Annotated in this window: 21 protein-coding genes; 11 read left to right on the top strand and 10 right to left on the bottom strand. The window is 64.4% G+C overall.

Annotated features, from left to right (window positions below):
- The first annotated feature begins 54 nt into the window (after nt 1-54).
- Complete coding sequence (locus F8237_RS20050) at nt 55-1,713, top strand: CHASE domain-containing protein (RefSeq protein WP_151647236.1); 1,659 nt, start codon at nt 55-57, stop codon at nt 1,711-1,713.
- A gap of 113 nt (nt 1,714-1,826) precedes the next feature.
- Here the strand turns inward: F8237_RS20050 and F8237_RS20055 are convergent, their stop codons facing one another.
- The 5 genes from F8237_RS20055 to F8237_RS20075 form a co-directional block, all read right to left on the bottom strand.
- Complete coding sequence (locus F8237_RS20055; RefSeq protein WP_151647238.1) at nt 1,827-2,456, bottom strand: TetR/AcrR family transcriptional regulator; 630 nt, start codon at nt 2,454-2,456, stop codon at nt 1,827-1,829.
- A gap of 129 nt (nt 2,457-2,585) precedes the next feature.
- Nucleotides 2,586-3,728: an OpgC domain-containing protein gene (locus tag F8237_RS20060; protein ID WP_151647240.1), complete on the bottom strand. Its 1,143-nt coding sequence runs from the start codon at nt 3,726-3,728 to the stop codon at nt 2,586-2,588.
- 187 nt (nt 3,729-3,915) lie between these two features.
- On the bottom strand, nt 3,916-4,371 hold the full coding sequence (locus F8237_RS20065; RefSeq protein WP_151647242.1) for a hypothetical protein: 456 nt from the start codon (nt 4,369-4,371) through the stop codon (nt 3,916-3,918).
- A 77-nt stretch (nt 4,372-4,448) separates the two neighbouring features.
- Nucleotides 4,449-4,820, bottom strand: a complete 372-nt coding sequence (locus tag F8237_RS20070) for an ElaB/YgaM/YqjD family protein (protein ID WP_162006387.1) — start codon at nt 4,818-4,820, stop codon at nt 4,449-4,451.
- A gap of 77 nt (nt 4,821-4,897) precedes the next feature.
- Nucleotides 4,898-6,010, bottom strand: a complete 1,113-nt coding sequence (locus F8237_RS20075; protein ID WP_162006135.1) for an AI-2E family transporter — start codon at nt 6,008-6,010, stop codon at nt 4,898-4,900.
- A 205-nt stretch (nt 6,011-6,215) separates the two neighbouring features.
- On the opposite strand from F8237_RS20075, the gene F8237_RS20080 reads away from it, so the two are divergent.
- Together F8237_RS20080 and F8237_RS20085 are read left to right on the top strand one after the other, a co-directional pair.
- Nucleotides 6,216-7,001, top strand: a complete 786-nt coding sequence (locus F8237_RS20080) for a L,D-transpeptidase (protein WP_162006136.1) — start codon at nt 6,216-6,218, stop codon at nt 6,999-7,001.
- 11 nt (nt 7,002-7,012) lie between these two features.
- Nucleotides 7,013-7,666 (top strand): DUF2865 domain-containing protein, encoded by a 654-nt coding sequence (locus F8237_RS20085; RefSeq protein WP_151647250.1) that lies wholly within the window; start codon nt 7,013-7,015, stop codon nt 7,664-7,666.
- A 206-nt stretch (nt 7,667-7,872) separates the two neighbouring features.
- Here the strand turns inward: F8237_RS20085 and F8237_RS20090 are convergent, their stop codons facing one another.
- Nucleotides 7,873-9,966 carry a methyl-accepting chemotaxis protein gene (locus tag F8237_RS20090; RefSeq protein ID WP_151647252.1) on the bottom strand — a complete coding sequence of 698 codons (2,094 nt, stop codon included), beginning with the start codon at nt 9,964-9,966 and terminating at the stop codon, nt 7,873-7,875.
- A gap of 394 nt (nt 9,967-10,360) precedes the next feature.
- Complete coding sequence (locus tag F8237_RS20095) at nt 10,361-12,454, bottom strand: methyl-accepting chemotaxis protein (protein ID WP_162006137.1); 2,094 nt, start codon at nt 12,452-12,454, stop codon at nt 10,361-10,363.
- 271 nt (nt 12,455-12,725) lie between these two features.
- Here F8237_RS20095 and F8237_RS36395 point away from each other — a divergent pair, with 271 nt between their 5' ends.
- Nucleotides 12,726-12,881, top strand: a complete 156-nt coding sequence (locus F8237_RS36395; protein ID WP_008546817.1) for a Thivi_2564 family membrane protein — start codon at nt 12,726-12,728, stop codon at nt 12,879-12,881.
- 70 nt (nt 12,882-12,951) lie between these two features.
- On the opposite strand, the gene F8237_RS20105 is transcribed toward F8237_RS36395, so the two are convergent.
- The 3 genes from F8237_RS20105 to cysD all read right to left on the bottom strand — a co-directional run bounded on the left by F8237_RS20105 (nt 12,952) and on the right by cysD (nt 18,140).
- The gene (locus F8237_RS20105) at nt 12,952-15,117 is read right to left on the bottom strand and encodes a malate synthase G (RefSeq protein ID WP_151647256.1); all 2,166 of its coding nucleotides are present in this window, start codon (nt 15,115-15,117) and stop codon (nt 12,952-12,954) included.
- A 291-nt stretch (nt 15,118-15,408) separates the two neighbouring features.
- Nucleotides 15,409-17,325 carry an adenylyl-sulfate kinase gene (gene cysC, locus F8237_RS20110; protein WP_151647258.1) on the bottom strand — a complete coding sequence of 639 codons (1,917 nt, stop codon included), beginning with the start codon at nt 17,323-17,325 and terminating at the stop codon, nt 15,409-15,411.
- Between the two features lie 20 nt (nt 17,326-17,345).
- A complete protein-coding gene (cysD, locus tag F8237_RS20115; protein ID WP_151650611.1) occupies nt 17,346-18,140 on the bottom strand; it encodes a sulfate adenylyltransferase subunit CysD in 795 nt (264 codons plus the stop codon).
- Between the two features lie 236 nt (nt 18,141-18,376).
- Between cysD and cysG the strand changes: the two genes are divergently transcribed.
- The 7 genes from cysG to cysT all read left to right on the top strand — a co-directional run bounded on the left by cysG (nt 18,377) and on the right by cysT (nt 25,000).
- Nucleotides 18,377-19,801, top strand: coding sequence for a siroheme synthase CysG (gene cysG, locus F8237_RS20120; RefSeq protein WP_151647261.1), 1,425 nt, complete (start codon nt 18,377-18,379; stop codon nt 19,799-19,801).
- Nucleotides 19,798-20,115, top strand: a complete 318-nt coding sequence (locus F8237_RS20125; RefSeq protein ID WP_151647263.1) for a DUF2849 domain-containing protein — start codon at nt 19,798-19,800, stop codon at nt 20,113-20,115. The genes cysG and F8237_RS20125 overlap by 4 nt, the downstream gene beginning before the upstream one ends.
- 11 nt (nt 20,116-20,126) lie before the next feature.
- A complete protein-coding gene (locus F8237_RS20130; protein ID WP_151647265.1) occupies nt 20,127-21,782 on the top strand; it encodes a nitrite/sulfite reductase in 1,656 nt (551 codons plus the stop codon).
- Nucleotides 21,769-22,284, top strand: coding sequence for a DUF934 domain-containing protein (locus F8237_RS20135; RefSeq protein WP_151647267.1), 516 nt, complete (start codon nt 21,769-21,771; stop codon nt 22,282-22,284). Before F8237_RS20130 ends, F8237_RS20135 begins: the two co-directional genes overlap by 14 nt.
- Nucleotides 22,281-23,012: a phosphoadenylyl-sulfate reductase gene (locus tag F8237_RS20140; protein ID WP_151647269.1), complete on the top strand. Its 732-nt coding sequence runs from the start codon at nt 22,281-22,283 to the stop codon at nt 23,010-23,012. Before F8237_RS20135 ends, F8237_RS20140 begins: the two co-directional genes overlap by 4 nt.
- Nucleotides 23,013-23,124: 112 nt before the next feature.
- Nucleotides 23,125-24,126 (top strand): sulfate ABC transporter substrate-binding protein, encoded by a 1,002-nt coding sequence (locus F8237_RS20145; protein WP_151647271.1) that lies wholly within the window; start codon nt 23,125-23,127, stop codon nt 24,124-24,126.
- Between the two features lie 37 nt (nt 24,127-24,163).
- On the top strand, nt 24,164-25,000 hold the full coding sequence (gene cysT, locus F8237_RS20150) for a sulfate ABC transporter permease subunit CysT (protein ID WP_162006139.1): 837 nt from the start codon (nt 24,164-24,166) through the stop codon (nt 24,998-25,000).
- Nucleotides 25,001-25,006: the final 6 nt, after the last annotated feature.

Below are 25,006 nucleotides of genomic sequence, written 5' to 3' on the forward strand. Positions count from 1 at the left end.
CTTTCACATGCTCCGTGTTTATTGCCGACCTGCCGCTTTTGCCTGAGTAGTCAATTGGTCCGGCTGGGATTCATCATCGGCTTCATCGCTCTGCTCGGGGTTCTGCTCTCCGGGCTCGCGGCCTATCGCGTCCACGACCAGGAGCTGGCGCTGGACCGGATCGCGCTGGCGCGTGCGATCGACGTGCATGCGAGCCTGGTCCAGGACCGGCTGACGGAGCGCGAGCTGCTCGCGCGCGTCGCCTCAGGCCTGTTCCGCGCGCCGTCCGTGCTCAAGCCGAACATGCTGGAGCCGCTGCGTTCGGCCATCTATGCCTTCAAGACCGACTTCGTGGTGGCTGGCTGGATAGCCAGGCTGCAGCCGAACGAACTGACCGCGGCGCAGGCTGCGATCGCGGCCGCCGGCTTCCCCAATCCGCAAATCCGCGACTACGGCGACAAGCCGATCGATCCCTCCAGCCTTACCCGGCCGATCGACGTGCTGATGGACCTCGAGCCGCGCAGCGACGAGACCAAGGCGCTGCCCGGCCGCAGTTATGATCTGGACCCGGTGCGCAGCGCGATGCTGGCCCGCGCCAGGATCGAGAAGAGGTCTGTGGCCTCCGACCCGGTGCCGCTCCTGCGCGGCAACGGTCCGGTCGGCGTCATCGTCGCGGCTCCCGTCATTCCCGAGGGCGCGACCGAGCCTGTCGGTTTCATCACGTTTTCCTATGAGCTTGCCTCGCTGATGCTGACCAACGACGACATGTCGTTGTTTGCGGTCGCCCTCAAGGACCCGCGCAAGGACGGCGGCGAGCTCGTTGCCAACGACCAGGGCGCGGTCTCTGCGCGCACCACGGCGGAGGATGGGCCGGCTCCATCGGCGACGCGCACGGTCAGCTTCGGCGGGCGCGACTGGCAGCTCGGCTATTACGCGAAGTCCAATTCGGCGCGTCGCGCCGAGCAGACCGCGATCATCGTGGCGGCGATCGGTTTTGCCATCACCGTGATGGTGTGCGGCCTGTTCGGCTATGTCGCCTACAACAATCTGCGGCTCAGCCGCGAAATCCAGGTGCGGATCGGCTTCGAGCGCCGCCTGACCGCGGTGATCGACGAGCTCAACCACCGGGTCAAGAACATCCTGGCGGTGATCCAGTCGATCGTGACGCGCACGCTGCGTCACGGTTCGGACATCGACGTCGCGCGCGAGCTGCTGATCGGCCGCATCCATGCCATGTCCAACGTGGTCTCGCTGCTCAGCGAGAGCCAGTGGCAGGGTGTCAAGCTGAAGGGCCTGTTCGAGGCGCGCGCCATTCCGCATGCCGACCGCATCGCCGTCACCGGCCCCGATATCGCCGTCAGCGCGCGTGCGGCGCAGAGCCTGTCGCTGCTGTTCTTCGAGCTCGCCTCGCACTCCGACGAAGGCCTGTCGCTGGTCGGCAAACATCCGCACATCACGGCCAATTGGACGGTGACGGGCGAGGGGACCGACGAGGTCTTTCATTTCCGCTGGGAGGAGTTCAACACCAGCGAGGCGACCCGGCGCCCGGATTCCGATTTCGGTCTGATCCTGCTCGACCGTGTCGCGCCTGAAGCGTTGGGCGGCACCGCAAAGCGCTTCTTCACCGACGTCTCCTACGTCTACGAATTGACAGCGCCGATGGAGACGGTGGTCGACATGACCGAGCGCGACCGCACGGAAAAGCTCTCTCAGCCGGTGAAGCCGGTACGATAGAGGGCGCGCTTCTAAAGCGTTTTCGAGCGAAGTGGATACCGGTTCGCGTAAAGAAAACGCGTCAAAAGAAGAAGCTAGAGCCCCGCTCCGATTCCATCGGAGCGGGAAAGGCTCTAGCCCTTCGGCCGCAACACCAGATCGACCAGGGTGCGCGCATAGGCCGGCGTGATCGGCGCGATGCCGAAGACGTAGCGGTAGAACAGGCTGCCATAGATCGCGTCGTAGAGATCCTCTGGCTGTCCCTCCGCCAGAATGCTGCCGTCCTTCTGGCCGGCGGCGATCATCTCGACCAGCGCGTCACGGCGGAATTGCAGATAGCGCGCGTAGAACAGCTCCGCCGAGCCGGTCTTCGAAATGCATTCGGAGATGACGGCGAGCTGGACCTTGCCGAATTCGTCCTGAAGCGCCTCGGCATAGGCCGCGGCATGGCGGCGTGCGCGCGCCGCGGGCGTGCCGGAACTCGCAGGCGGTAGCGGCAGCATCTGCGCGGCGTGGTGGAGGAAGGCGTCGATCAGCAGCGCTTCGCGCGATGGCCACCATTTGTAGATCGTCATCTTGGAGACGCTGGAGTGGCGTGCGATGGCGTCGATGGTGGTGGCGGCAAGGCCCGTGGCGGCCATCAGCGCGTAGGCGCTTTCGAGAATGGCGTTGGTGGTCTCGATCGACCGCGGCCGGCCGCGCCGGGGCGCGCTGACGGCCTCATCACCCCCGCCTTTCACCATCGCCAGGCCCGGTCCTCTCATACAAAGCCATTCGGCATAGCGCAGCCACAGCTTTCGGCCTAGCAGAATCGCACGATTATTTGACCCGACCGTTTTCGAGCGAACGAGAATTCAGAGTCCCGCTCCGACTCCATCGGAACGGAAGGGGCGCTAGGCCTGCTGCCGGAAGGCCGCCGGAAGGTCCTGCCGCTTCGACCAGGAAATATAATAGGCGACCGCGGTCATGGCCGCGAAGCCGACGAGGCTCACCGCGATCTGCATCACCACGAGGTTCGCCCCGGTGATCAGGATCAGATGCCCGGCGAGCGACAGGAACACGGCGACGCAGAAGACCGCGAGCCATTCCTCGCCGCATGTGATCACCGCCTGGAGCGGCCGCCACTTCAGGCCGGGGTGATCGGCCGGGATGAGATGGGTCGCGATGAAGGCGAGCGCGAGGAAATGGACCACGCGATAGGGTGCGAGGTTCTCCTTGTCGGTCGGCGCGATGCTGTTGAGGAGGAAGTCCGGTAAATAGGCCGATAGCGCCGGCGAATGGCGCATCAGGGTGACGGCCATCGCGAACACGATATAGGCGCCTGCCAGCAGCCGCAGCCAGGCCATGTTGTGCAACGCGCGGCCGGATGCGCCGGTCACCGCGAACCAGCCGCCCAATACCATCAGCATCTGCCAGCACAGCGGATTGAAGGTCCACTCCTGATCGGGGTAGACACGGAAATTCCAGTCGAACCAGCGGGCCGCAAGATACAGTGCGACCGACGCCGCAAGCGTCAGGTTCGGCCGCCGCAACAGGCCCCACAGCGCAAACGGAAAGAACGCCATCAGCGGGATCATCAGTTGCAGGAGGTCCAGGTTCAGCGGCTCTTCCTGCAGCACGAGGCCGCGGACCAGAATGCGCAGCGGGTGCTCGAGAATGCCGGAGATGTTGTATTCGTGGATGATCTCCGGCGCCATCGATTGTGAGGCGACATAGGCGATGGTGTCGATGTAGATCACGAACAGCACGGCATAGGCGGCGTAGAGCCGCCAGACGCGACGGAAGATGCGCGTCGCCGCAACGAGATAGCCGCGTTCCAGCGCCATCCTGCCGTGGATGATGGCGACGCCATAACCCACCACGAACACGAACAGGTCCGCCGCGCCGCTGAAGCCGAAGTTTCGCAGCGTCAGCAAATTGACGACGTTATTCGGGATGTGGTCGACGAACACCGACCAGTTGGCAATGCCGAGCGTCAGATAGAGCCTGGCGTCGTGATGGAATGCGGCGGGGTTCGCCTTGACCGACGGTCTCATCGCGGAAAATGACTTCTGGAATCAGGGGCGCTGCTTTTAGCGGCAACTACCTGCCTATCCGAGTAGCGTTTGCGTGATGGAGACCGGATTTTTCCCGGGTGACGCAAAATTGCGCACAGGCGGCGCCGTCAATTTCCAGCAGATATGTCGGTCCAGGCTGCCGCGAAATCCTGCTGGCGCCTCATCGCTACTCGGCAGGTTCGGCGGATGCCTCGTCGGATACACCGGCGCGGCTCGCCATGATGCCGAGCGCGACGCCGCCGATCGCCAGGATCGGCAACAGCCGCTTGATGCCGATGGCGCGAACGATCTGAAGGCCTGTGGCTATCAGCATGGGGTCGGCGAGCATGCTTTGCGCCGCCGACTTCGCTGCACGCTCAGCGGCGATCCGGGCGCGCTTCTGCATCTCGCGCTTGTAGCCCCAATAGGAGCCCGCCGCGGTGAGCGTCAGCAGGAAGAAAATGCCGGCACCTGCGAGGCAGGCCTGCACCGCGCCGTATGTCTCCAGCACCGAGATGAACGCGGCAGCACAGAGGAAGCATGTCGTGATGAAGAGCGCGAATGCCGCGCCAGCGGCGAGTGACGTCAGCCGGACCGTCGTTCCGGTGGATGCGCTGATGCCGTCGATGATGCGTTGCAACATGGACTTGCTCCTCAAATCCCCACAAGCCAATAGCGGCGGCGCCGCAGCGCCGCCGTAAACTCACGAACGCCGCGCGCTCAACGGCGCCAGACGGCACCGATCAGGAAGCCGATGCCGAGTGCGATCCCGACGGTCGCGAGCGGCCGCTGCGTGATTGCGTCTTCAAGGGATTCCTCGATCGAGCCATAGGCCTCCTGCGCCGCGCCCATCATGGCGCTGCCGCGCTCGGACATGTCGTCGAAGGTCGAATCCATGTTCTCGCGGGCCTGCTTGTAACCGCGTCGGGCCTGCTTACCCGTCGCGTTGGCAAAGGTGTTGAGTGCGTCGGTGATCTGGTCGGTGAGGGCGGCGATATCGTTTTTCACGGCTGCTACATCCTTCTCGAGGCGTTCTGCGGTGGCTTTGTCGGTCCAGTCTCTCATCCTGGCTTCGCCATCGGCTATTGACATGACAGGCTCCGAACTGTTGGCGGTGAGACGGGCGGAAAACGTTTCGTTGTCGGGGAAGTTCCGTTCGGGAAGATTCGTCATCCCTGCGGAAGCTGCGGCGAATTTTCCGGCATCAGATGCTCCTTCATGATCAGCCCGACGATCAGGAGCGGCGACGACAGGAACGCGCCCATCGGGCCCCACAGCCAGGTCCAGAACGCCAGCGCGATGAAGACGGCGAGCGCGTTCAACGACAGCCTGCGGCCGATGATGGTGGGCGTCACGAAGTGTCCTTCCAGGAAGGTGATGCCGCCGAAGGCGAGCGCCGCCATCAGGCCGCCGCCGATGGTCGGGAAGGCGACCAGCCCGACCACCGCCAGCACGACGAACATCGCGACCGGCCCGATGATCGGGATGAAGTTGAGCGCAGCCGCAAGCGCGCCGAGTCCGGCCGGATTGGGCATCCCGGTGACCGCACAGACGATGCCGGTGGTGATGCCGACGCCGACATTGATGACGGTGACGGTCAGCAGGTAATTGCCGAGATGAACCTCGATCTCGTTGAGGATCCGCAGCGTGCGCAGCCGCGCGTCGCGATCGCCGAAATTCATGATCATGGCGCGCCGCAGATCGCGCCAACTCGCGATGAACAGGATCAGGGTGGCGAAGAACAGGAGGAATTCGGCGAAGGTCGGCGACAGGAATTCCAGTGTCGCTTGCAACCATTCGGCTTTCGGCAGCGGAAGGCTCGGCAGTCCCTCGGAGCCGCCGACCATGGTCTGCAGCTCCTTCCATAGGGCCAGCGGCCGGTCGAACACGTGCATCTTCTCCTTCAGCTGCGCGCCCAGCTCCGGCAGGCGTGAGCTCCACTCCATTGCAGGCACTGCAATCAGCGCGACGACGAAGGCGACCACCGTCGTCACCGCGATCACGATCAGCACGGCGCCGAGTGCTCGCGGCACGCCCCGCCGTTCCAGAAAGCTCGCGGCCGGCGAGAGCATGGTGCCCGCGACGACGGCCATTACGACCGGGAGGAAAAACGCCTTGGCAAAATAGAGCACAGCGATCACAGCGATCAGCAGCAGGCCGGCGAGGGCGTAGGCGACGAACTCGGTGCGGCGAATGACCGGCGGCAGCTCGCTACGGCTGTCGGGAAGCGGGGCACCTTCGCTATTGCCGGACATCAAGCGTTCACTGGGAAGGACGCGCACAATATCTCTCCCGCACGGAGGTGTCCGGGCGCCCATTGGTGATCATAAAACGCCGGGGAAGCGTTCCGGTTCCATCGCGGTTTCGTGAAGTTGCGCTCGCTTGACTGTGACGTCGATGCCGCGACTGGCCGTGGAACTTGAGTCGGTCCTGCTGCGTTTGTTGAGAAGCCGCATCACAGAGATGCACATCCCACGGGGCAAGCCCATGACAAAGTTCTCTGCAGTCCGTCGCAGCCTCTCGCCGCGCGCCGTCACCGCTTTTGCCTTCGCGACCGCGTTGCTGGCCATGCCGTTCGCGGCACAGGCCCAGACGCTCGGTTACGCACCGATGCAGCCGCAGGGCTATCCGCAAGACCAGACGTATTCGCAGGGTTACGCAAACCAGGGCTATGCGACCGACGAGCCGCAAGCGGCCGACGAAGATGCTGTGCTGCCCGATCGGCTGCGCCGGCAGATTGTCAGCTTCGACCGCAACGAGCCGGCCGGCACCATCGTGATCGATACCGCCAACACCTACCTTTACTATGTGCTCGGCAATGGCCGTGCCATGCGCTACGGCGTCGGCGTGGGGCGCGAGGGCTTTACCTGGGCGGGAGTGCAGACTGTCAGCCGGAAGGCGGAGTGGCCGGACTGGCATCCGCCGGCTGAGATGATCGCGCGCCAGCCCTATCTGCCGCGCTTCGTCGCCGGCGGTCCCGGCAATCCCCTCGGGGCCCGTGCGATGTATCTCGGCTCGAGCGAATATCGCATCCACGGCACCAACGATCCCACCACGATCGGCAAGTTCGTCTCGTCCGGCTGCATCCGATTGACCAACGAGGATGTGAGCGACCTGTTCAGCCGCGTCACTGTCGGCACCAGGGTCGTGGTGCTTCCGAAGAACGCGCCGCTGATGGCGAAGGGCGGCGATCCCGTTCGCAAGCGTCCTGCCGTGACGACACTGCCCTCGGGTCGGCAGGCCCTGAACGTCACGACATCGGCCGTGAACTGAGAGTTGAGCAGATGAAGAGACGTTCGATCGGCAAACTGGCCGGCAGCGCGGCGGCGGTCTTCGCCGTCGCCTCCCTCGGTCTCGCGCTGGCGCCATCGGCGCATGCGGAGGATTTCTTCTCGGCGCTGTTCGGCGGATTCGGACGGCGGCCGCCTCCGCAGATTCAAATGCCCTTCGCCAACGAGGACTTGCCGCGCTATGACACACCGCGCCAGCGCGCTTCCTATGGCGGCGGCACGGCCTATTGCGTGCGCGGCTGCGATGGCCGTTATTTCCCGGCGCAGGGAAGTGATGCCGAGAGCAAGGCGCAATCCTGCAAGAGCTTCTGCCCGACCTCGGAAACATCACTGGTCTATGGCAGCAATATCGACAACGCTACGACCGAGGCCGGGAAATCCTACTCCGACTTGCCGAACGCGTTCCGCTACCGCAACGAGATCGTTGCGGGCTGCACCTGCAACGGCAAGGATCCGGCGGGGCTCGCGCAGCTCAAGGCCGAGCAGGATCCCACCTTGCGCAAGGGCGACATCGTCGCAAGCGCGGACGGCTTGGTGGTCGCCAACCGCAACGCCAACGATCGCCGCGGTGTCGCGATGAACTTCTCGCCCTTGCCGGAATCGGTGCGTGCCAGATTCCGGCAGGTGCCGGTGGTGGCGAAGGAGTAGGATATAAGCGGTTGGCTGAGTAGCCGCGCTAACAGCCGAATTGAGACTGTCGTCCCGGACAAGCGAAGCGCAGATCCGGGACCCATAACCACAGGACGTAGTTTGGCGAAGATTCGGAGTTGGCGGCCAGCGCCATAACCAATTCCTGTGGGTATGGATCCCCGCGTGCGTGGGGACGACACCGAGGGTGTAGCGCTAATGCAGCCCTACGCCGCGCGGATCTTGCCCAGGAAGTCGCTGACCTGTTCACCGAGCTGGCGGCTCTGTGTCTCCAGTATCTCCGATGCCTGCTTGACGTTGTCCGCGGCTCCGGCTGCGGTGTCGGCATCGGCCTTCACGCCGGTGATGTTGTCGGAGACGTTCTTGGTGCCTTGCGCGGCATATTGCGTGCTGCGGGTGATCTCCTGCGTCGCCGCGCCCTGCTCCTGCACGGCGGCCGCGATCGCGGTGGCGACTTCGTTGACCTCGCCGATGATGCCGCCGATCGCCTGGATCGCGTTGATGGCGTCACCGGCGACCTTCTGGATGTCGGCGATCTGCTCGGAGATTTCCTCCGTTGCCTTCGCGGTCTGGCTCGCCAGCGACTTCACCTCCGAGGCGACCACGGCAAAGCCGCGCCCGGCCTCGCCGGCACGTGCGGCTTCGATCGTGGCGTTGAGCGCGAGCAGGTTGGTCTGCGCCGCGATCGTGTTGATCAGGCCGACGACCTCGCCGATACGGCCTGCGGATTGCGCCAGCCCTTGAACGGTGCCGTCGGTCTCGCGGGCCTGGTTGACGGCGCGGCTGGCGATGCCTGCGGCATGGGCGGCCTGCTGGCTGATGTCGTTGATGGAGGCGGAGAGCTCTTCGGCGGCGGCCGCGACGCTCTCGACGCTGGAAGAGGCTTCGTTTGAAGCTCTGCCTGCAACTTCGACGCGCTCATTGGTCTGGCGCGACACTTCGGACAGATCGCCCGAGGTCTTGCGCATCTCGCTGGAAGCCTCGCTCAATTCGCCCAGTGATTTGTGCACCACGCCTTCGAACTCGCCGACATAGGTCTCGATCGCGCGCTGGCGCGCGGCGGCGCCGGCGTTGCGTTCGCGCTCCTGCTCCTCGATCTTGAGCTTGTCGACCGCCTGTTGCTTGAAAGTCTCTAGCGCGCCGGCAAGCGAGCCGATCTCGTCCTTGCGGTCGAGATAGCCGCTGTCGACGCCTAGATCGCCACCGGCGACCTTGAGCATGGCATCGCGAATCCGGTGCAGCGGGGTGATCACGCGGCGGCTGACCGCGAGCATTGCGGCGCCGGTCAGAACGATTGCGGTGACGAGCAGGGCCAGCTGGACCAGCAGGGATTGCAGGGCTCCGGCGCGCTGGGCAGCGGCGTGATCCCTGGCTGCGGCGAGCGCGGAATCGGCGAGCTTGATCGCGCTTGCCATGCGGCCGACCGAGAAGGGGCTCCACTGGTTGGCGGTCATCGACGCCTTCTCGCCTTTGGCCACCGCCGCGATGATGCCATCACGCGTGCCGGTATATTGCGGGTCGAAATAGACCGACTTGGTGTCCGCCATGGACGCGGACAGCGCCGGGGGCAGTTGCATGCCAGTGGCGGCCAGCTCGATCGCGCTCCAGGCGGCGTCGGTAGCACCGACGAATTTCGTGAAGGCCAATTGTGCCTCCGGCGGGACCTTGCCGCTGGTCAAGGCATTGCCGACGATGACCGATGATTCGCCGGCGTTCTGGCGCAGCAGCCAGGCCATCTGCTTGATCATCAGAAGCTGGTCGATCGTGGCGTCCTGGTGGTTGACACTGGTTGCGAGCACGGGCGACAGCTTTTCAAGGATGGTCATCAGTCCATCCTCGCTATCGAGATATTCCTTGGCGAGCGCGAGCCTGCGTGAAGCCTTGGGCTTGGCGACTTCGGTCCAGAACTCGCCTTGCTGCGCCAGCAGCGCCTTGTTCAACCGCGCCAGATCGGCCACGATCGTGTCACGCTGCGGAATGTCGATCGAGGGAAGGATGTCGATTGCGCGCGCCAGGGCCGGCATCAGTTCGTCGCGAATGCCACGAATGTATTTCTCGATGTCGGGATCGACCTGGATGTCGCTGGTCAATTGGCGGTTTGTGGTCGAGCGGTCGGCCCGGATGTTGGCCATGGCCTTGAATACGTCGGCCGAGGCCGCGGCAATGTCGACGATCCGGCTGGCCTGCTGAAGCCGAATCCATGAGCTCCATGCGCTGATCGAGAAGCCGATGACGACGACGAGCGCGGTGGAGAAGATCACCGCCTTCAGCAACGTGGAAACGGACAAGCGATTGAGCATCAGACACTCCGGTACGCGATTCAAAGTTCGTGCCCCCGAACGGCAGCCCCACGAACTTCGAAACCAAGGGATGCACGCAATCGACGCGCGTGCCCCGAGGCATGCGCCTGGAACTCATTTGGCCTGAAAAGGGTAAAGACTTAGACAGCGTTCCGGCCGTAAAATTACGGGGCAATCGTGGTGGTGGCAGGCTGCATTGCTGGCGTTTCAGACTACGCTAGCGCCCCAATGTCCGCCGTCGTCCCGGACAAGCGAAGCGCCGATCCGGGAGCCATAACCACAGGACGTAGTTTGGCGAAGACTCTGCGTTGTCAGCTCGTACGACAACATCTCCCTGTGGCTATGGATCCCCGCTTTTGCGGGGATGACATCGAGAGTGTTGCGCTGACGCGGCTTACGCCGCGCGGATTTTGCCGAGGAAGTCGCTGACCTCGTGGCCGAGCTGGCGGCTCTGGGTCTCCAGCATCTCGGAGGCGTGCTTGACGTTGTCCGCGGCGGCTGCGGCAGCGTCGGCATCGGTCTTCACGCCGCTGATATTGTCTGTGACGTTCTTGGTGCCCTGCGCCGCGAATTGTGTGCTGCGCGTGATCTCCTGGGTCGCCGCACCCTGCTCCTGTACTGCGGCGGCGATCGCGGTCGCGACCTCGTTCACTTCACCAATGATGCCGCCGATGGTCTGGATCGCGTTGATGGCGTCGGTCGCGACCCGCTGGATGTCGGCGATCTGGCCGGAGATTTCCTCGGTGGCCTTTGCGGTCTGGCTGGCCAGTGATTTCACCTCGGAAGCGACGACCGCGAAGCCGCGGCCGGCTTCCCCGGCGCGCGCGGCTTCGATCGTCGCGTTGAGTGCGAGCAAATTGGTCTGCGCCGCGATGGTGTTGATCAATCCGACGACTTCGCCAATGCGTCCCGCGGACTGTGCCAGTCCCTGCACGGTGCCGTCGGTCTCGCGCGCCTGGGTGACGGCGCGGCTGGCGATGCCCGCGGCATGGGCGGCCTGCTGGCTGATGTCGTTGATCGAGGCAGAAAGCTCCTCGGCGGCGGCAGCAACGCTATCGACGCTCATGGAGGCGTCATTCGAGGCCTTGCCCGCGACCTGGACGCGGTCGTTGGTCTGGCGCGACACCGCCGAGAGATCGCCGGAGGTCTTGCGCATCTCGCCGGAAGCTTCGCTCAGTTCGCCCAGCGTCTTGCGCACCGCGCCCTCGAATTCACCGACATAGGCCTCGACGGCGCGCTGGCGCGCGGCTGCGCCGAGATTGCGTTCGCGTTCGTGCTCCTCGATCTTGAGCTTCTCGGTGGCCTGCTGCTTGAAGGTCTGCAGCGCGCCCGCCAGCGCGCCGATCTCGTCCTGGCGGTCGAGATAGCCGCTGTCGACCGCAAGGTCGCCGCCCGCCACCTTCAGCATGGCGTCGCGGATGGTGTTGAGCGGAGTGATGACGCGGCGGCTGACCAGCGCGATGGCGCCGACGGCGAGCCCGATGGCGAGCGCCAGCAGCGCGAGCTGAACGATCAGCGCGCGCTGGGCGGCACCGCGCTGCTCCTGGGTATGGCCCTTGGCGGCATCAAGCGCGGATTCGGCCACCGCGACAGCGCTCGCCATGCGGCCGACCGTGATCGGGCTCCACTGGTTGGCGGTCATCTCGGCCTTCTCGCCCTTGACCAGTGCGTCCGCGAGACGGTCGCGCAGGGCCAGATATTGAGGCTCGAAATAGGCCGTCTTGGCCGCAGCCATGGCGGAGGCAAGGCCAGCCGGCAATTGCATGCCCGAGGTCGACAATTCCAGCGCCTTCCACATCGCAGCTGTGCCGCCGACATATTGGGTATAATTGTAGCGGCCCTCCGGCGTGATCTTGCCGGCCGCAAGCCCGGTCGAGACGATCAGCGAGGCTTCGCCCGCGGTGTTGCGCAGTAGCCAGGCGCTCTGCTTGATCGACAGCAACTGGTCGATCTCGGCGTCTTGGTGGTTGACGGTCGCGGCCAGGGTGTTCGACAGCTTGTCGAGCACGTCGAGCAGGCTCTGCGTCGTCTCCAAATATTCCTTCGACAGGCCCGCGCGGCGCTGGTCCTTGGGCTTGGCGACGTCCTCCCAGAACTGCTTCTGCTCCTCGACCAGCAGCTTGTAGAGACGCGACAGCTCCGGCACCATCGTCCCCGATTGCGGGAAGTCCATGCTCGGCAGCAGCTCGAGCGCGCGTGCCATCGCCGGCATCTGCGCATCGCGGAGCGCACGCAGATATTTCTCGATCTCGGAATCCATCGGCTCGGTCGCGTTCAGGAGCCGCGTGGTGGTCGAGCGGTCGGTACGCAGATTGTGCATCGCCTTGAACAGATCGGCGGAGGCATCCGCAATCTGCGAGATGCGGTTTGCGGTCTTGAGGCGATCCCAGGACGCATAGGCGGTGAGCGAGAGCGCAATCACCACACAGACCGACGTGATCGCGATCACCGCCTTCAGCAGTGCGGATACGGTCAGACGATTGAGCATCGAAGTCCCCCCAAGTCCTATTTTCAAAGTACGTGAAGACGCCCGGCAACATGGAAAACAGTGGGCGCCGCAGATCGGCAATCGCATGCCGTTCGTGGCGCGCGGCCCAAACGGTTTCTGCATCTGAAAGGAAAAGGGTAAAGTTTTAGGCAGACAGCCTGCCTGTAGAACTACGGAATTACTAGAAGTTGTAATGGGTTGCCTGAATGGAACCGGCGCGGGAGATGGGCGTTAGAATACCGTTAGCAATTTGCCTGAAGGGGGCCTCGCGATGTTGGTCGGCGTACTCGTCACATTCCTCGTCGTCATTCTCGTGCTCTATCTCATCAACATGCTGCCGATGGACGGCCGCGCCAAACAGATCGCGCGGGTGATCGTCATCATCATCGGTATCGTGTCGCTGCTGAAATATCTGGCGGTATTCTAGCCGTCCTGTCTCGACCCAAACAAAAAAGCCCCGGCGTGAGCCGGGGCTTTTGGTGTTCGCATGATCCGGCTCAGCCGGCCGCTTTCGCCTCGCGACGACGGGCGGTGAGGATGTATTCGGTGTAGCCGTTCGGCTGCTCGCGGCCCTTGAAGATGAGGTCGCAGGCGGCCTTGAAGGCGACGCCGTCGAAGGCGGGCGCCATCGGCTTGTAGATCGCATCGCCTGCGTTCTGCTTGTCGACGACGACGGCCATGCGCTTGAGCGATTCCATCACCTGCGCTTCGGTGATCACGCCCTGGTGCAGCCAGTTGGCGAGATGCTGGCTGGAGATGCGCAAGGTGGCGCGGTCTTCCATCAGGCCGACGTCATGGATGTCGGGGACCTTGGAGCAGCCAACGCCCTGGTCGATCCAGCGCACCACATAGCCAAGGATACCCTGGCAGTTGTTGTCGATCTCCTGCTTGACGTCGTCGGGCGCCCAGTTCGACTTCGACACCGGAATGGTGAGGATATCGGAGAGCTTGGCGCGAGGGCCGCCCTTGGTCAGCTCCTGCTGGCGGGCGGTGACGTTGACCTGGTGATAGTGCAGGGCGTGCAGTGTCGCCGCGGTCGGCGAGGGCACCCAGGCGGTGGTGGCGCCGGCCTGCGGATGGGCGAGCTTCTGTTGCAGCATGTCCGCCATCTTGTCGGGCGCGGCCCACATGCCCTTGCCGATCTGGGCGTGGCCGGGCAGGCCACAGGTCAGGCCCATGTCGACGTTCCAGTCCTCGTAGGCCTTGATCCAGGCTTGCGCCTTCATCTCGTTCTTGCGGATCATCGGACCCGCTTCCATCGAGGTGTGGATCTCGTCGCCGGTGCGGTCGAGGAAGCCGGTGTTGATGAACATGATGCGCTTGGAGGCGCGCTGGATGCAGGCCTTGAGGTTGACGGTGGTGCGCCGCTCCTCGTCCATGATGCCGATCTTGAGCGTGTTCTCGGGCAGCGAGAGCATCTTCTCGACGCGGTCGAACACCTCGCAAGCGAGCGAGACTTCGTCCGGGCCGTGCATCTTCGGCTTGACGATATAGGCAGATCCCGTGCGGCTGTTCTTGACCTTCGAGTTGCCCTTGAGGTCGTGAATCGCGAGCAGGCCGGAGACGGCGGCATCGAGCAGGCCTTCCGGAACTTCCTCGCCCTTCTCGTCCAGCACCGCGTCGGTGAACATGTGATGACCGCAATTGCGCATCAGCAGCAGGCTGCGGCCGTGCAGCTTCACCTCGCCCTTGCCGTCCGGTGTCTTGTAACTGCGGTCGGCATTCAGCGAACGCGTCAGCGTCTTGCCGCCCTTCTCGAAGTCGGCCGACAGCGTGCCGTTCATCAGGCCGAGCGTGTTGCGATAGACCAGGACCTTGTCTTCGGCGTCGACCGCCGCGACCGAGTCCTCCATGTCGAGGATGGTCGACACGGCGGACTCCATGATCATGTCGGCGACGCCGGCCGGGTCGTCCTTGCCGATTCCGCTGCTGCGGTCGATCTTCACCTCGACGTGCAGGCCGTTGTTGGCGAGCAGCACCGCGCTCGGTGCGGCAGCATCGCCCTGGAAGCCCGCCAACTGCGCGGCGTTCTTCAGCGCGGTGGCGTTGCCGCTCTTCAGCTTCACCGCGAGCTGGCCAGCGACGATGCTATAGGCGGTGACGTCGGTATGGCTGCCGGTCGCGAGCGGCACGGCGGCATCGAGGAAGGCCTTGGCCTTGGCGATCACCTTGTCGCCGCGCGCCTTGTTGTAACCCTTGCCGGCTTCGGAAGGATCGTGCGGGATCGCGTCGGTGCCGTAGAAGGCGTCGTAGAGCGAGCCCCAGCGCGCGTTCGCCGCGTTCAGCGCATAGCGCGCATTGGTGAGGGGAACAACGAGCTGCGGGCCGCAGATCTTGCCGATCTCCTCGTCGACATTGGCGGTCTCGACCTTCTGCGTCGCAGGCTCGGGGACGAGATAGCCGATCTCCTTGAGGAAGGCGGTATAGGCATCGAGGTCGAAAGCCTTGCCCTTGTTGGCGCGGTGCCAGTCGTCGATCTTGGCCTGCAGCGTGTCGCGCAACGTCAGCAGTGCGCGGTTCTTCGGCCCCAGCTCCTTGATGATGGCGGCAACCCCGGCCCAGAACGCGTCCGGCGCGATCCCCGTTTTCGGGGCCGCTTCCTTGGCGATGAAGTCAAACAGGACGGGTGCAATCTTCAATCCGTGGGCGTCGACGCGTTTCATGATGGTCTTTCTTGTTGGAAATGGCTGTTTTTGGCTGCTTTTGACCCGGCAGCAGCAAAATGCGCCCACTGGGAGCGGCTTTCGGGGCCTTATTAGCCCCAAAATCGGGGCCGTGAGAAGGCCTCCGAAAGTTGTCAAAATGTCAAGGCGAGGGGGCGGGCCGGCGCTCCGCTGTCATTCCCCGCGAAAGCGGGGAATCCAGTACGCCGCGGCTTCTCTGTAACCCAACACTGTCTCTGGAATACTGGGTCGCCCGGTCAAGCCGGGCGACGACAGTGGAGTAGGACGGCCTTAAATATTCGCGGCGAGGTCGACGACCTCGTCGAACAGCACGCCTGATGTCTTCAGCATCTGTTCGATCTCGTCGGCCGCCTCCGCAACCGTCCGCGTCGACGTGTCGATCACGAGTTCGGCGGCTTGCGGCGCCTCATAGTCGTTCAGGATGCCGGTGAAGGATTGCAGGGTGCCGGCGCGGGCCTTCTTGTAGTGGCCCTTGGGATCGCGCTCCTCGCAGATGCCGGCGGGCGTCGCCACGTGGATCTCGCGGAACGCGGTATCGGCGATGCGGCGTGCGGTGGCGCGGTCCTCGCGAGCCGGCGAGACGGCCGCGACGATCGCGATATGGCCGTTGCGGGCGAGATGCGTCGCGACCTCGGCGAGGCGGCGGATATTCTCGCTGCGATCGGCGGCGGAGAAGCCGAGATCGCTGTTGAGGCCGGCGCGCAGCGTGTCGCCGTCGAGCAGGATCGGCGAGCCGCCGTTGGTGAACAGCCGCCGCTCCAGCGCCTTCGCCAGCGTCGACTTGCCGGACGCCGGCAGGCCCGTGAGCCAGACCACGGCGCCGTTGTGCCGGTAGCGCGCGGAGCGTTCATCCGGCCGCAGCGCCGATTCCACCGGCACGATGTCGACAGGCACCGCACGCTGGCCTGCCTCGACCGACAGCACGAGGCCGCCGCCGGCGATACGCCCGGACACCTCGATCACGAGACGGCCGGTGCGCGGGTTCTCGGTGTAGGGGTCGGTCGCGATCGGACTGGACAGCGAGATATCGATCTCGCCGACATGGTTGCGGCCGATCGCCTTGTTCTCGACGCTCGAGAGTTCGCCGGGATCGACCGCCTTCTCGATCGCGACCACGGTAGCGCGACTCTCCTTCGGTCCGCAGCGGACCAGCAGCTGGTCACCCTTGGCGAGCGGCTTCTCGTGCAGCCAGAAGATGCGCGCGCGGAGCCGACGCGTCTCGCGCGGAGCGGAGCTGGCGTGCGCGACGATGTCGCCGCGCTCGATGAACAGCTCGCGGTCGAGCGTGATGCCGACCGAGCGGCCCGCGCCCTGACGTCCCGCGACCGGCGTCAGCGGCCAGCTCTCGACGGTCTTGATCCGGGCGATCTTGCCGGCCGGCATGATCACGATCTCGTCGCCGGCAATCAGGCTGCCGGACTCGATACGGCCCGCCACGATGCGGCGGTCGTCGAACTTGTAGATCGCCTGCACCGGCAGGCGCAGCGGCAGCGCTTCGAGCGGTCGCGCCGGCTCGAGGGCGTCGAGTGCCTCGACCACGGTTGGTCCCTTGTACCAGCCGATGCGGTCGGTGTGTTCGGCGACGCCGTCGCCATCGCGCGCGGAGATCGGGATGATTGCCGTCGGCGTCACGCCGAGGCCGTTGAGATGCGCGGAGATTTCGTCGCTGATCGCCTTGAAGCGATCCGCGGAGAAATCGACGCGGTCCATCTTGTTGACGACGACGGCGACCTGCTTCACGCCGAGCAGATGCAGCAGATAGCCGTGCCGCCTGGTCTGGTCGCGCACGCCTTCCAGCGCGTCGATGATCAGCACCGCGCCGTCGGCCTGCGAGGCGCCCGTGATCATGTTGCGCAGGAATTCGGCGTGGCCGGGCGCGTCGATCAGCACGATGTCGCGCGAATTGGTGCGGAAGCGGATCTGCGTGGTGTCGATGGTGATGCCCTGGTCGCGCTCGGTCTGGAGCGCGTCGAGCAGGAACGACCACTCGAACGGCATGCCGCGCCGCGCGCTGACGGCCTTGAGCATTTCGAGCTTGCCGTCGGGCAGGCTGCCGGTCTCGTGCAGCAGGCGGCCGACCAGCGTCGACTTGCCGTGGTCGACATGACCGACGATGACGATGCGGACCTGCGGACGGGTGGTGCCGTTCGGAGTGGCAGGCGAAGCGGGGGTGACGATCATGTTCATGGCCGCATTGCGTCCTGAGGTCAGAGATAACCGGCGACGCGCAGCCGCTCGAAGGCGTCCTCGGTCTCGTGGTCCAGCGCACGGCCGGCGCGCTCCGGCACCTTGGTCTGCTCGAGCTCGGCCAGGATCTCGTCGATGTTCGAAGCGGTCGAATTCACGGGGTTGGTGATGTCCTGATCGCCCAGCGAGCGGTAGCGCTTGCCGTTCTGGGAGAGATAGAGCGGGATGATCGGAATGTTCTCGCGCTTGGTGTAGGCCCAGATGTCGGCCTCGGTCCAATGCAGGATCGGATGGATGCGCAAATGCGCGCCCTGCGGCGGCGAGGCGTTGAAATGGTCCCAGAACTCCGGCGGCTGGTCGCGCACGTCCCAATTGCCTTCGAGCCCGCGCGGCGAGAACACGCGTTCCTTGGCGCGGGTTGCCTCCTCGTCGCGGCGAATGCCGGCGATCAGGCCGTCAAAGCCGTATTTGGCGAGCGCCATCTTGAGGCCCTCGGTCTTGCGCGCGGCGGAACGGGCCGCCGGCGGCAGCGTTGGGTCGACGGCATCGATGGGCGGGCAGGGCTCGACGCGCAGGTCGAGCTCCCATTCCTTCCCGTAATGATCGCGGAAGCGATACATCTCCGGAAACTTCTTGCCGGTGTCGACATGGAGGGCCGGGAACGGCAGGCGGCCGAAGAAGGCCTTGCGCGCCAGCCAGATCATGACGTTGGAATCCTTGCCGAGCGACCACAACAGGGCGATCTTCTTCAGGCGGGCAAACGCCTCGCGGAAAATGTAGATGCTCTGCGCCTCGAGCTGGTCGAGATGGTCCATGCCGGGCGTGGTCAGCGCGACGGGAATTTGCTCGAAAACGGGAGTCCGGGAGTCCCGTCCATCTGCACCGGAATCGGTCCTGAGAAGATGCATCTCTGCCACTTTGTGTTTGGAGGCGAAAATTCTATAGTTCTGGTACAGAAGAGAAGAAGAAATTTTCTCTTTGCGCGCTCGAAACGACACATATATAGAAAATAATTCCAGTCAACCCCGGATGTGGGGGAAGCGAGTATCGCATGCGGTTCTTGCCGGTGTTCCTCGATCTCAAGGCCGGTCCGGTGGTCCTCATCGGCGCGGGCGAGCTTTTGCGCGCCAAGCTGCGCGTGCTCGCCGCGGCCGGTGCGCGTATCCGCGTGTACGCGATCGATGGCAATCATGATCTCGGCCTCAGCCCCGAGGATACCGCGCGTATCGACGTCGCGGCGGGCGATCCGCTCACCGCCGATCTCTCGGGCGTCATCGCCATCGTCTGTGCAGGCGCGGGCGACATCGGCGTCGCGATGTCGGTTCGGGCCAAGGCGCTCGGCCTGCCCGTCAACGTCATGGACGACCTCGAACATTCCAGCTTCATTTTCCCGGCCATCGTCGATCGCGGCGATGTCGTGGTCGCGGTGGGCACCGGTGGCACCTCGCCGGTGGTGGCGCGGCGTCTGCGCGAGAAGATCGAGGCGCTGCTGCCGGCGCGCATCGGCGAACTCGCCGAGTTCATCGGCGGCTTCCGCAAGACCATCAACGGCCGCATCGCAGAGTTTCCGCTGCGCCGCCGCTTCTGGGAGCGCGTCATCGACGGCCCGATCGGCGCCGCCGTGCTCGCCGGCCGCAAGGACGAAGCGGACGCGGCGCTCAAGGCCATTTCCGATCCGTCCGAATTCGCGCGCGCCGGCAAGCCGGAAGGCTCGGTCGCGCTGGTCGGTGCCGGCCCCGGCGACCCCGATCTGCTCACCATCAAGGCGCTGCGCGCGTTGCAGGACGCCGACATCGTCTTCCATGACGAACTGGTCTCGCCTGAGATCCTCGACCGCATCCGCCGCGATACCACGCGCGTTCCGGTCGGCCGCCGCGTCGGCAAGCCCGGTATCGGCCAGGACGTCATCAACCAGCGCTTGATCGAGGCCGCACGATCCGGTCAGCGCGTGGTGCGGCTGAAGGGCGGCGATCCCTTCGTGTTCGGCCGCGGCGGCGAAGAGGTCGAAGCGCTTCGCGCCGCCGGTATCGCCTATTCGATCATCCCCGGCATCACCGCTGGACTCGGCGGTGCCGCCGATTTCGAGGTGCCACTCACCTATCGCCATGAAGCGACCCGCATCACCTTCCTCACCGCGCACAAGGCGCGCGATGCCGAGGCGGTGGACTGGTCGACGCTGACCGACACCAGGATGACCGTCGTGGTCTACATGGGCATGACCGCTGCGCCCGCGATCCGCGCAGGCCTGCTCGCCGCCGGCCGTTCGCCGGAGACGCCGGTCGGCGTGTTCGCTCGCGTCACGCGTCCGGACGCGCAAGGCGCGGTCGGTACGCTGCGCGACCTGCCCGAACTCGTGCGGCGGACCCATGGCGGTCCCGCCATCCTCATCATCGGCGACGTAGTCCGGCATGCCGGCTCGCTCCGCCGCGAAACACCCAACCAAATCATCTCTGACCTATTGGATGCAGCCGAATGACCTCCCCGCTTGAACAGAAGAAGCTCAAAATCGCCGGCCCCTCGGTCGTGACCGCCAACCGCACCTGGGACGGTATCGTGGTTTACCGCACCGCCGGCAGAAGCTGGTCCGCAGACCTGTCGGAAGCTGCGATCGTGCGCAACTCCGACGAGGCGAAGGCATTGCTCGCGGAGTCGATCGCCGATGACGTCGGCGCGATCGGTCCCTATATCGCTCCGGTGCAGGTCGGCACGGACGGCAGGATCGAACCCGGCAATCTGCGCGAACAGATCCGCCGCACTGGCGTGACCATCGGACAGCCGGTCCAGGCTTAAGGCATTTTCCTATGTACGCTTACGACGAAATCGACCGCACGCTTGTCAACGAGCGCGTCTCGGAGTTCCGCGACCAGGTGAAGCGGCGCCTTTCCGGCGAGCTCACCGAGGACGAGTTCAAGATCCTGCGGCTCCAGAACGGCGTCTATCTTCAGCTGCACGCCTACATGTTCCGCGTCGCTATTCCCTATGGCACGCTGGCGTCAAACCAGTTGCGGGCGCTTGCCCATGTCGCGCGCAAATACGATCGCGGCTACGGCCATTTCACCACGCGGCAGAATATCCAGTTCAACTGGATCAAGCTCGCGGAGCTGCCGGATGCGCTGGCCGATCTCGCTGAGGTCGGCATCCATGCGATGCAGACCTCCGGCAACAACATGCGCAACGTCACCTCCGACCAGTGGGCCGGCGTTGCCCCCGGCGAAATCGAGGATCCGCGCATCTGGTCGGAGCTGATCCGCCAGCACACCACGTTGCATCCGGAATTCTCGTTCCTGCCGCGCAAGTTCAAGATCGCGATCACCGCGTCGGACCACGACCGCGCCGCGATCAAGATCCACGATATCGGGCTGAAGCTGGTCAAGAACGAGAAGGGCGAGACCGGATTCGAGGTGCTCGTCGGTGGCGGTCTTGGCCGCACGCCGTTCATCGGCAAGACCATCAAGCACTTCGTGCACGGCCGCGATATCCTCAGCTATATCGAGGCGATCCTGCGCGTCTACAATCAGTATGGCCGCCGCGACAACATCTACAAGGCGCGCATCAAGATCCTGGTGCACGAACTCGGCATCGAGAAATTCTCGCGCGAGGTCGAGGAGGAATGGCAGCATATCCGCAATTCCTCGCTCCAGATCGACGACGAGGTGATCGAGGATATCCGCTCGCGCTTCAGCTACCCGAACTACGAGAAGCTGCCGCACATGCCGGACGAGCTGCGTCAGGCCGCGGCCGATCCCGACTTCGAGGCATGGCGCAAGAACTCGGTGTCGCCGCACAAGGTGCAGGGCTATTCCATCGTCACGATCTCGCTGAAGCCGATCGGCGCGCCTCCGGGCGATGCCACGGCCGAGCAGATGGACGCACTGGCCGATCTCGCCGACAAATATTCCTTTGGCGAGATTCGCGTCGGCCACGAGCAGAATCTCGCGCTGCCGCACGTCGCAAAGCGCGACCTGCCGGCACTGTGGAAGGCGCTCGACAAGCTTGGCCTGGCGACGCCGAACGTCAATCTGATCACCGACATCATCGCCTGCCCGGGGCTCGACTATTGCTCGCTGGCGAATGCGCGCTCGATCCCGATCGCGCAGGAGCTGACCCGGCGCTTCGCCAACCATGAGCTCGCCAATCTGATCGGCCGGTTGCACATCAACATCTCCGGCTGCATCAATGCCTGCGGTCACCACCATGTCGGTCATATCGGCATTCTCGGCGTCGAGAAGAACGGCGAGGAGGTCTACCAGATCACCATCGGCGGCCGTGCCGACGAGAGCGCCGCGCTCGGCAATCTGATCGGTCCGGGCGTCAAGTTCGACGAGGTCGCCGACGTCGTCGAGGACATCGTGGAAGCCTATCTTGCGCTGCGCGAGCGGCCGGAAGAGCTGTTCGTCGACACCGTGAAGCGCCTCGGTGTCGAACCCTTCAAGGAGCGCGTCTATGCCACTCGTTAACGGCGGAAAGATCGCCGACGACAGTTTCGTCAAACTCGCCGTCGACACCCCACTGCCCGAAGGCGGCGACCTCCTGGTGCCGGCTGAGCGCTTCTTGGCTGACGCAGAAGCTTTGCTCAAGCGCGGCGGCAAAGTCGGCGTGATCTGGCCGAACAATCGCGACATCGGCGAGCTCGTTCCGTATCTCTGCAAGATCGCCGTGGTCGCGCTGGTATTTCCGAGCTTCCGCGATGGACGCGCCTACAGCCAGGCGCGGCTGCTGCGCGAGCGCTACAATTATCGCGGCGAGCTGCGGGCGACGGGGCAGGTGCTGCGCGACCAGTTCGTGTTCATGCTCCGCGCCGGCTTCGATTCCTTCGAGGTCAAGAAGCAGGCCGACGCGGAAGCCTTCATGCAGACCGCCAAGCGCTATTCGGTGTTCTACCAGCCGACCGGCGATGGCCGGATCACGGCGCTGCACCGGCGCATGCAACTCCGTCACTCCGAGGGTGTCGGCACGTGAACGCGATCGCGCCCCAGGTTTCGTCGGTGTCCGTCTCTGCGCTGCCTTCGGCGGAGGAGCTTGATCGCGCGTTGCGCGATGCGTCTCCTGCCGAAGTCATCGCGACGGCACTGAAGACGATCGGGCGCGACAAGCTTGCACTGGTGTCGTCCTTCGGCACGGAATCGGCGACCCTGCTGAAGGTCATGGCGGACGTCGATCCGGCGATCCCCGTGATCTTCCTCGATACCGGTTGGCTGTTCGAGGAGACGTTCGCCTATCGCAACACGCTGGTTGCCGCGCTGGGCCTCAAGGATGTCCGCTCGATCAAGCCTGCTGAAGAAACGCTGTCGCGCGACGATCCCGACCGTGATCTCTGGTTCTCCGATCCCGACGCCTGCTGCCGCATTCGCAAAGTGGAGCCGCTCGCACGCGCGCTGAAACCATTCGATGCCTGGCTCAACGGCCGCAAGCGCTTTCAGGGCAATGCGCGCACCGACATTCCCGTGGTCGAGGACGATGGCGTGCGGCTGAAGTTCAATCCCTTCGCCAATGTCTCGCGCGAGGAACTCGAGGCGATCTTCGTCCGCGCTAAATTGCCGCGTCATCCGTTGGTGGAGTCCGGTTTTCTGTCGGTTGGGTGTATGCCTTGCACCAGCAGAACGATCGAAGGCGAGGATGCACGCGCCGGTCGCTGGCGCGGCCGGGCGAAGACAGAATGCGGCATCCACACGATGAAGACTTCGTAGCACAGGCAGGCTGCGACTCCTCAAACAAGAAAATCCGGTTCCGTTGACTCGAACGCGTTTCGCCCTGAGTTATGCCCGCATGCCATCGACGGCGCTGAAGTCGTCGAGGTGAATGGAGATGGACATGATGCGTCGTATCGTTCCGCTCGCGGCAGGATTGCTTTGGGCAAGCTCGGCTCTCGCCGCTGACATCAATCTTTTGAACGTTTCGTACGATCCGACGCGCGAGCTCTATGTCGAGTTCAACAAGGCGTTTGCGACCGCCTATCAGAAGGAAACCGGCAAGAGCGTCGAGATCAAGCAGTCGCATGGCGGCAGCGGTTCGCAGGCGCGCGCCGTGATCGACGGATTGCAGGCGGACGTGGTCACGCTCGCGCTCGCCTATGACATCGATGCTGTCGCGAGCAAGGGCCTCACCGCGACCGACTGGCAGAAGCGTCTGCCGCAGAATTCGTCGCCCTACACCTCGACCATCGTGTTCCTGGTGCGCAAGGGCAATCCGAAGGGCATCAAGGACTGGGACGATCTGCTCAAACCGGGCGTTGCCGTGATCACGCCGAACCCGAAGACCTCGGGCGGCGCGCGCTGGAATTATCTCGCGGCCTGGGGCTTTGCACAGAAGAAGTACGGCTCGGCCGACAAGGCCAAGGACTTCATCGGAAAGCTGTTCCAGCAGGTGCCGGTGCTGGATACCGGCGCGCGCGGCGCCACCGTGACCTTCGTCGAGCGCGGCGTCGGCGACGTGCTGCTCGCCTGGGAGAACGAGGCATATCTCGCGCTCAAGGAATTCGGTCCGGAGAAATTCGAGATCGTGGCGCCGCCGCTGTCGATCCTCGCCGAGCCGCCGGTCGCGATCGTCGACAAGGTGGCCGACAAGAAGGGCACCCGCAACGCTGCCGATGCCTACCTGCAGTATTGGTATACCAAGGAGGGTCAGGAAATTGCCGCACGCAATTTCTACCGTCCGCGCGATGCCGAAATCGCCAAGAAGTATGAAAACTCCTTCGCAAAGGTCGAGCTGTTCACGATCGACGATGTGTTCGGCGGCTGGACCAAGGCGCAGAAGGAACATTTTGCCGACGGCGGCGTCTTTGATCAGATCTACAAGAACTGATCGGGCGCTGTCTTAAGAGGCTTTAGCAGGGGGCCTGGTGAGCGCAGTTGCAGCACGACGCCGGACTTTGCCGGGCTTCGGTCTCACGATGGGACTGACGCTTTCCTGGCTGTCCGTGATTATCCTGATTCCGCTCGCCGGTCTGTTCCTGAAATCGCTCGAGCTGAGCTCCGAGCAGTTCTGGAACATCCTCTCCAGTCGACGAACCCTGAATGCGCTCAGGGTTTCGTTCGGCCTCGCCTTCGCGGCGGCCTGCGTCAATCTGGTGATGGGCAGCATCATCGTCTGGGCGCTGGTGCGCTACCGCTTCCCCGGAAGGCGGCTGTTCGATGCGATTGTGGATGTCCCCTTCGCATTGCCGACGGCGGTCGCCGGGGTCGCGCTGACCTCGCTGTTCGCCGAAAAGGGCTGGCTGGGCGCGCCGCTCGCGGCGCTCGGCATCAAGGTGGCGTTCACGCCGCTCGGCATCTTCGTCGCCATGATCTTCATCGGCATTCCCTTCGTGGTGCGCACGGTGCAGCCGGTGCTGCAGGATCTCGATGTCGAGATCGAGGAAGCTGCGGGCAGCCTGGGGGCGAGCCGCTGGCAGACCATCATTCGCGTGATCCTGCCATCGCTCGCGCCGGCGCTGCTCACCGGCCTCGCGCTCGCCTTCGCACGTGCCGTCGGCGAATACGGCTCGGTGATCTTCATCGCCGGCAATCTGCCGAATGTCTCCGAGATCGCACCGCTCCTGATCGTGATCCGCCTGTCCGAGTTCCGCTATGCCGACGCGACCGCCATCGCGGTGGTCATGCTCGTCGTGTCCTTTGTCATCATCTTTGCCGTCAACCGGCTCCAGCGCTGGGCGCAGAGCCGGATTCCGGTGCGTTGAGGGCGG

It is taken from the genome of Bradyrhizobium betae, assembly GCF_008932115.1.
GTDB lineage: Bacteria > Pseudomonadota > Alphaproteobacteria > Rhizobiales > Xanthobacteraceae > Bradyrhizobium > Bradyrhizobium betae.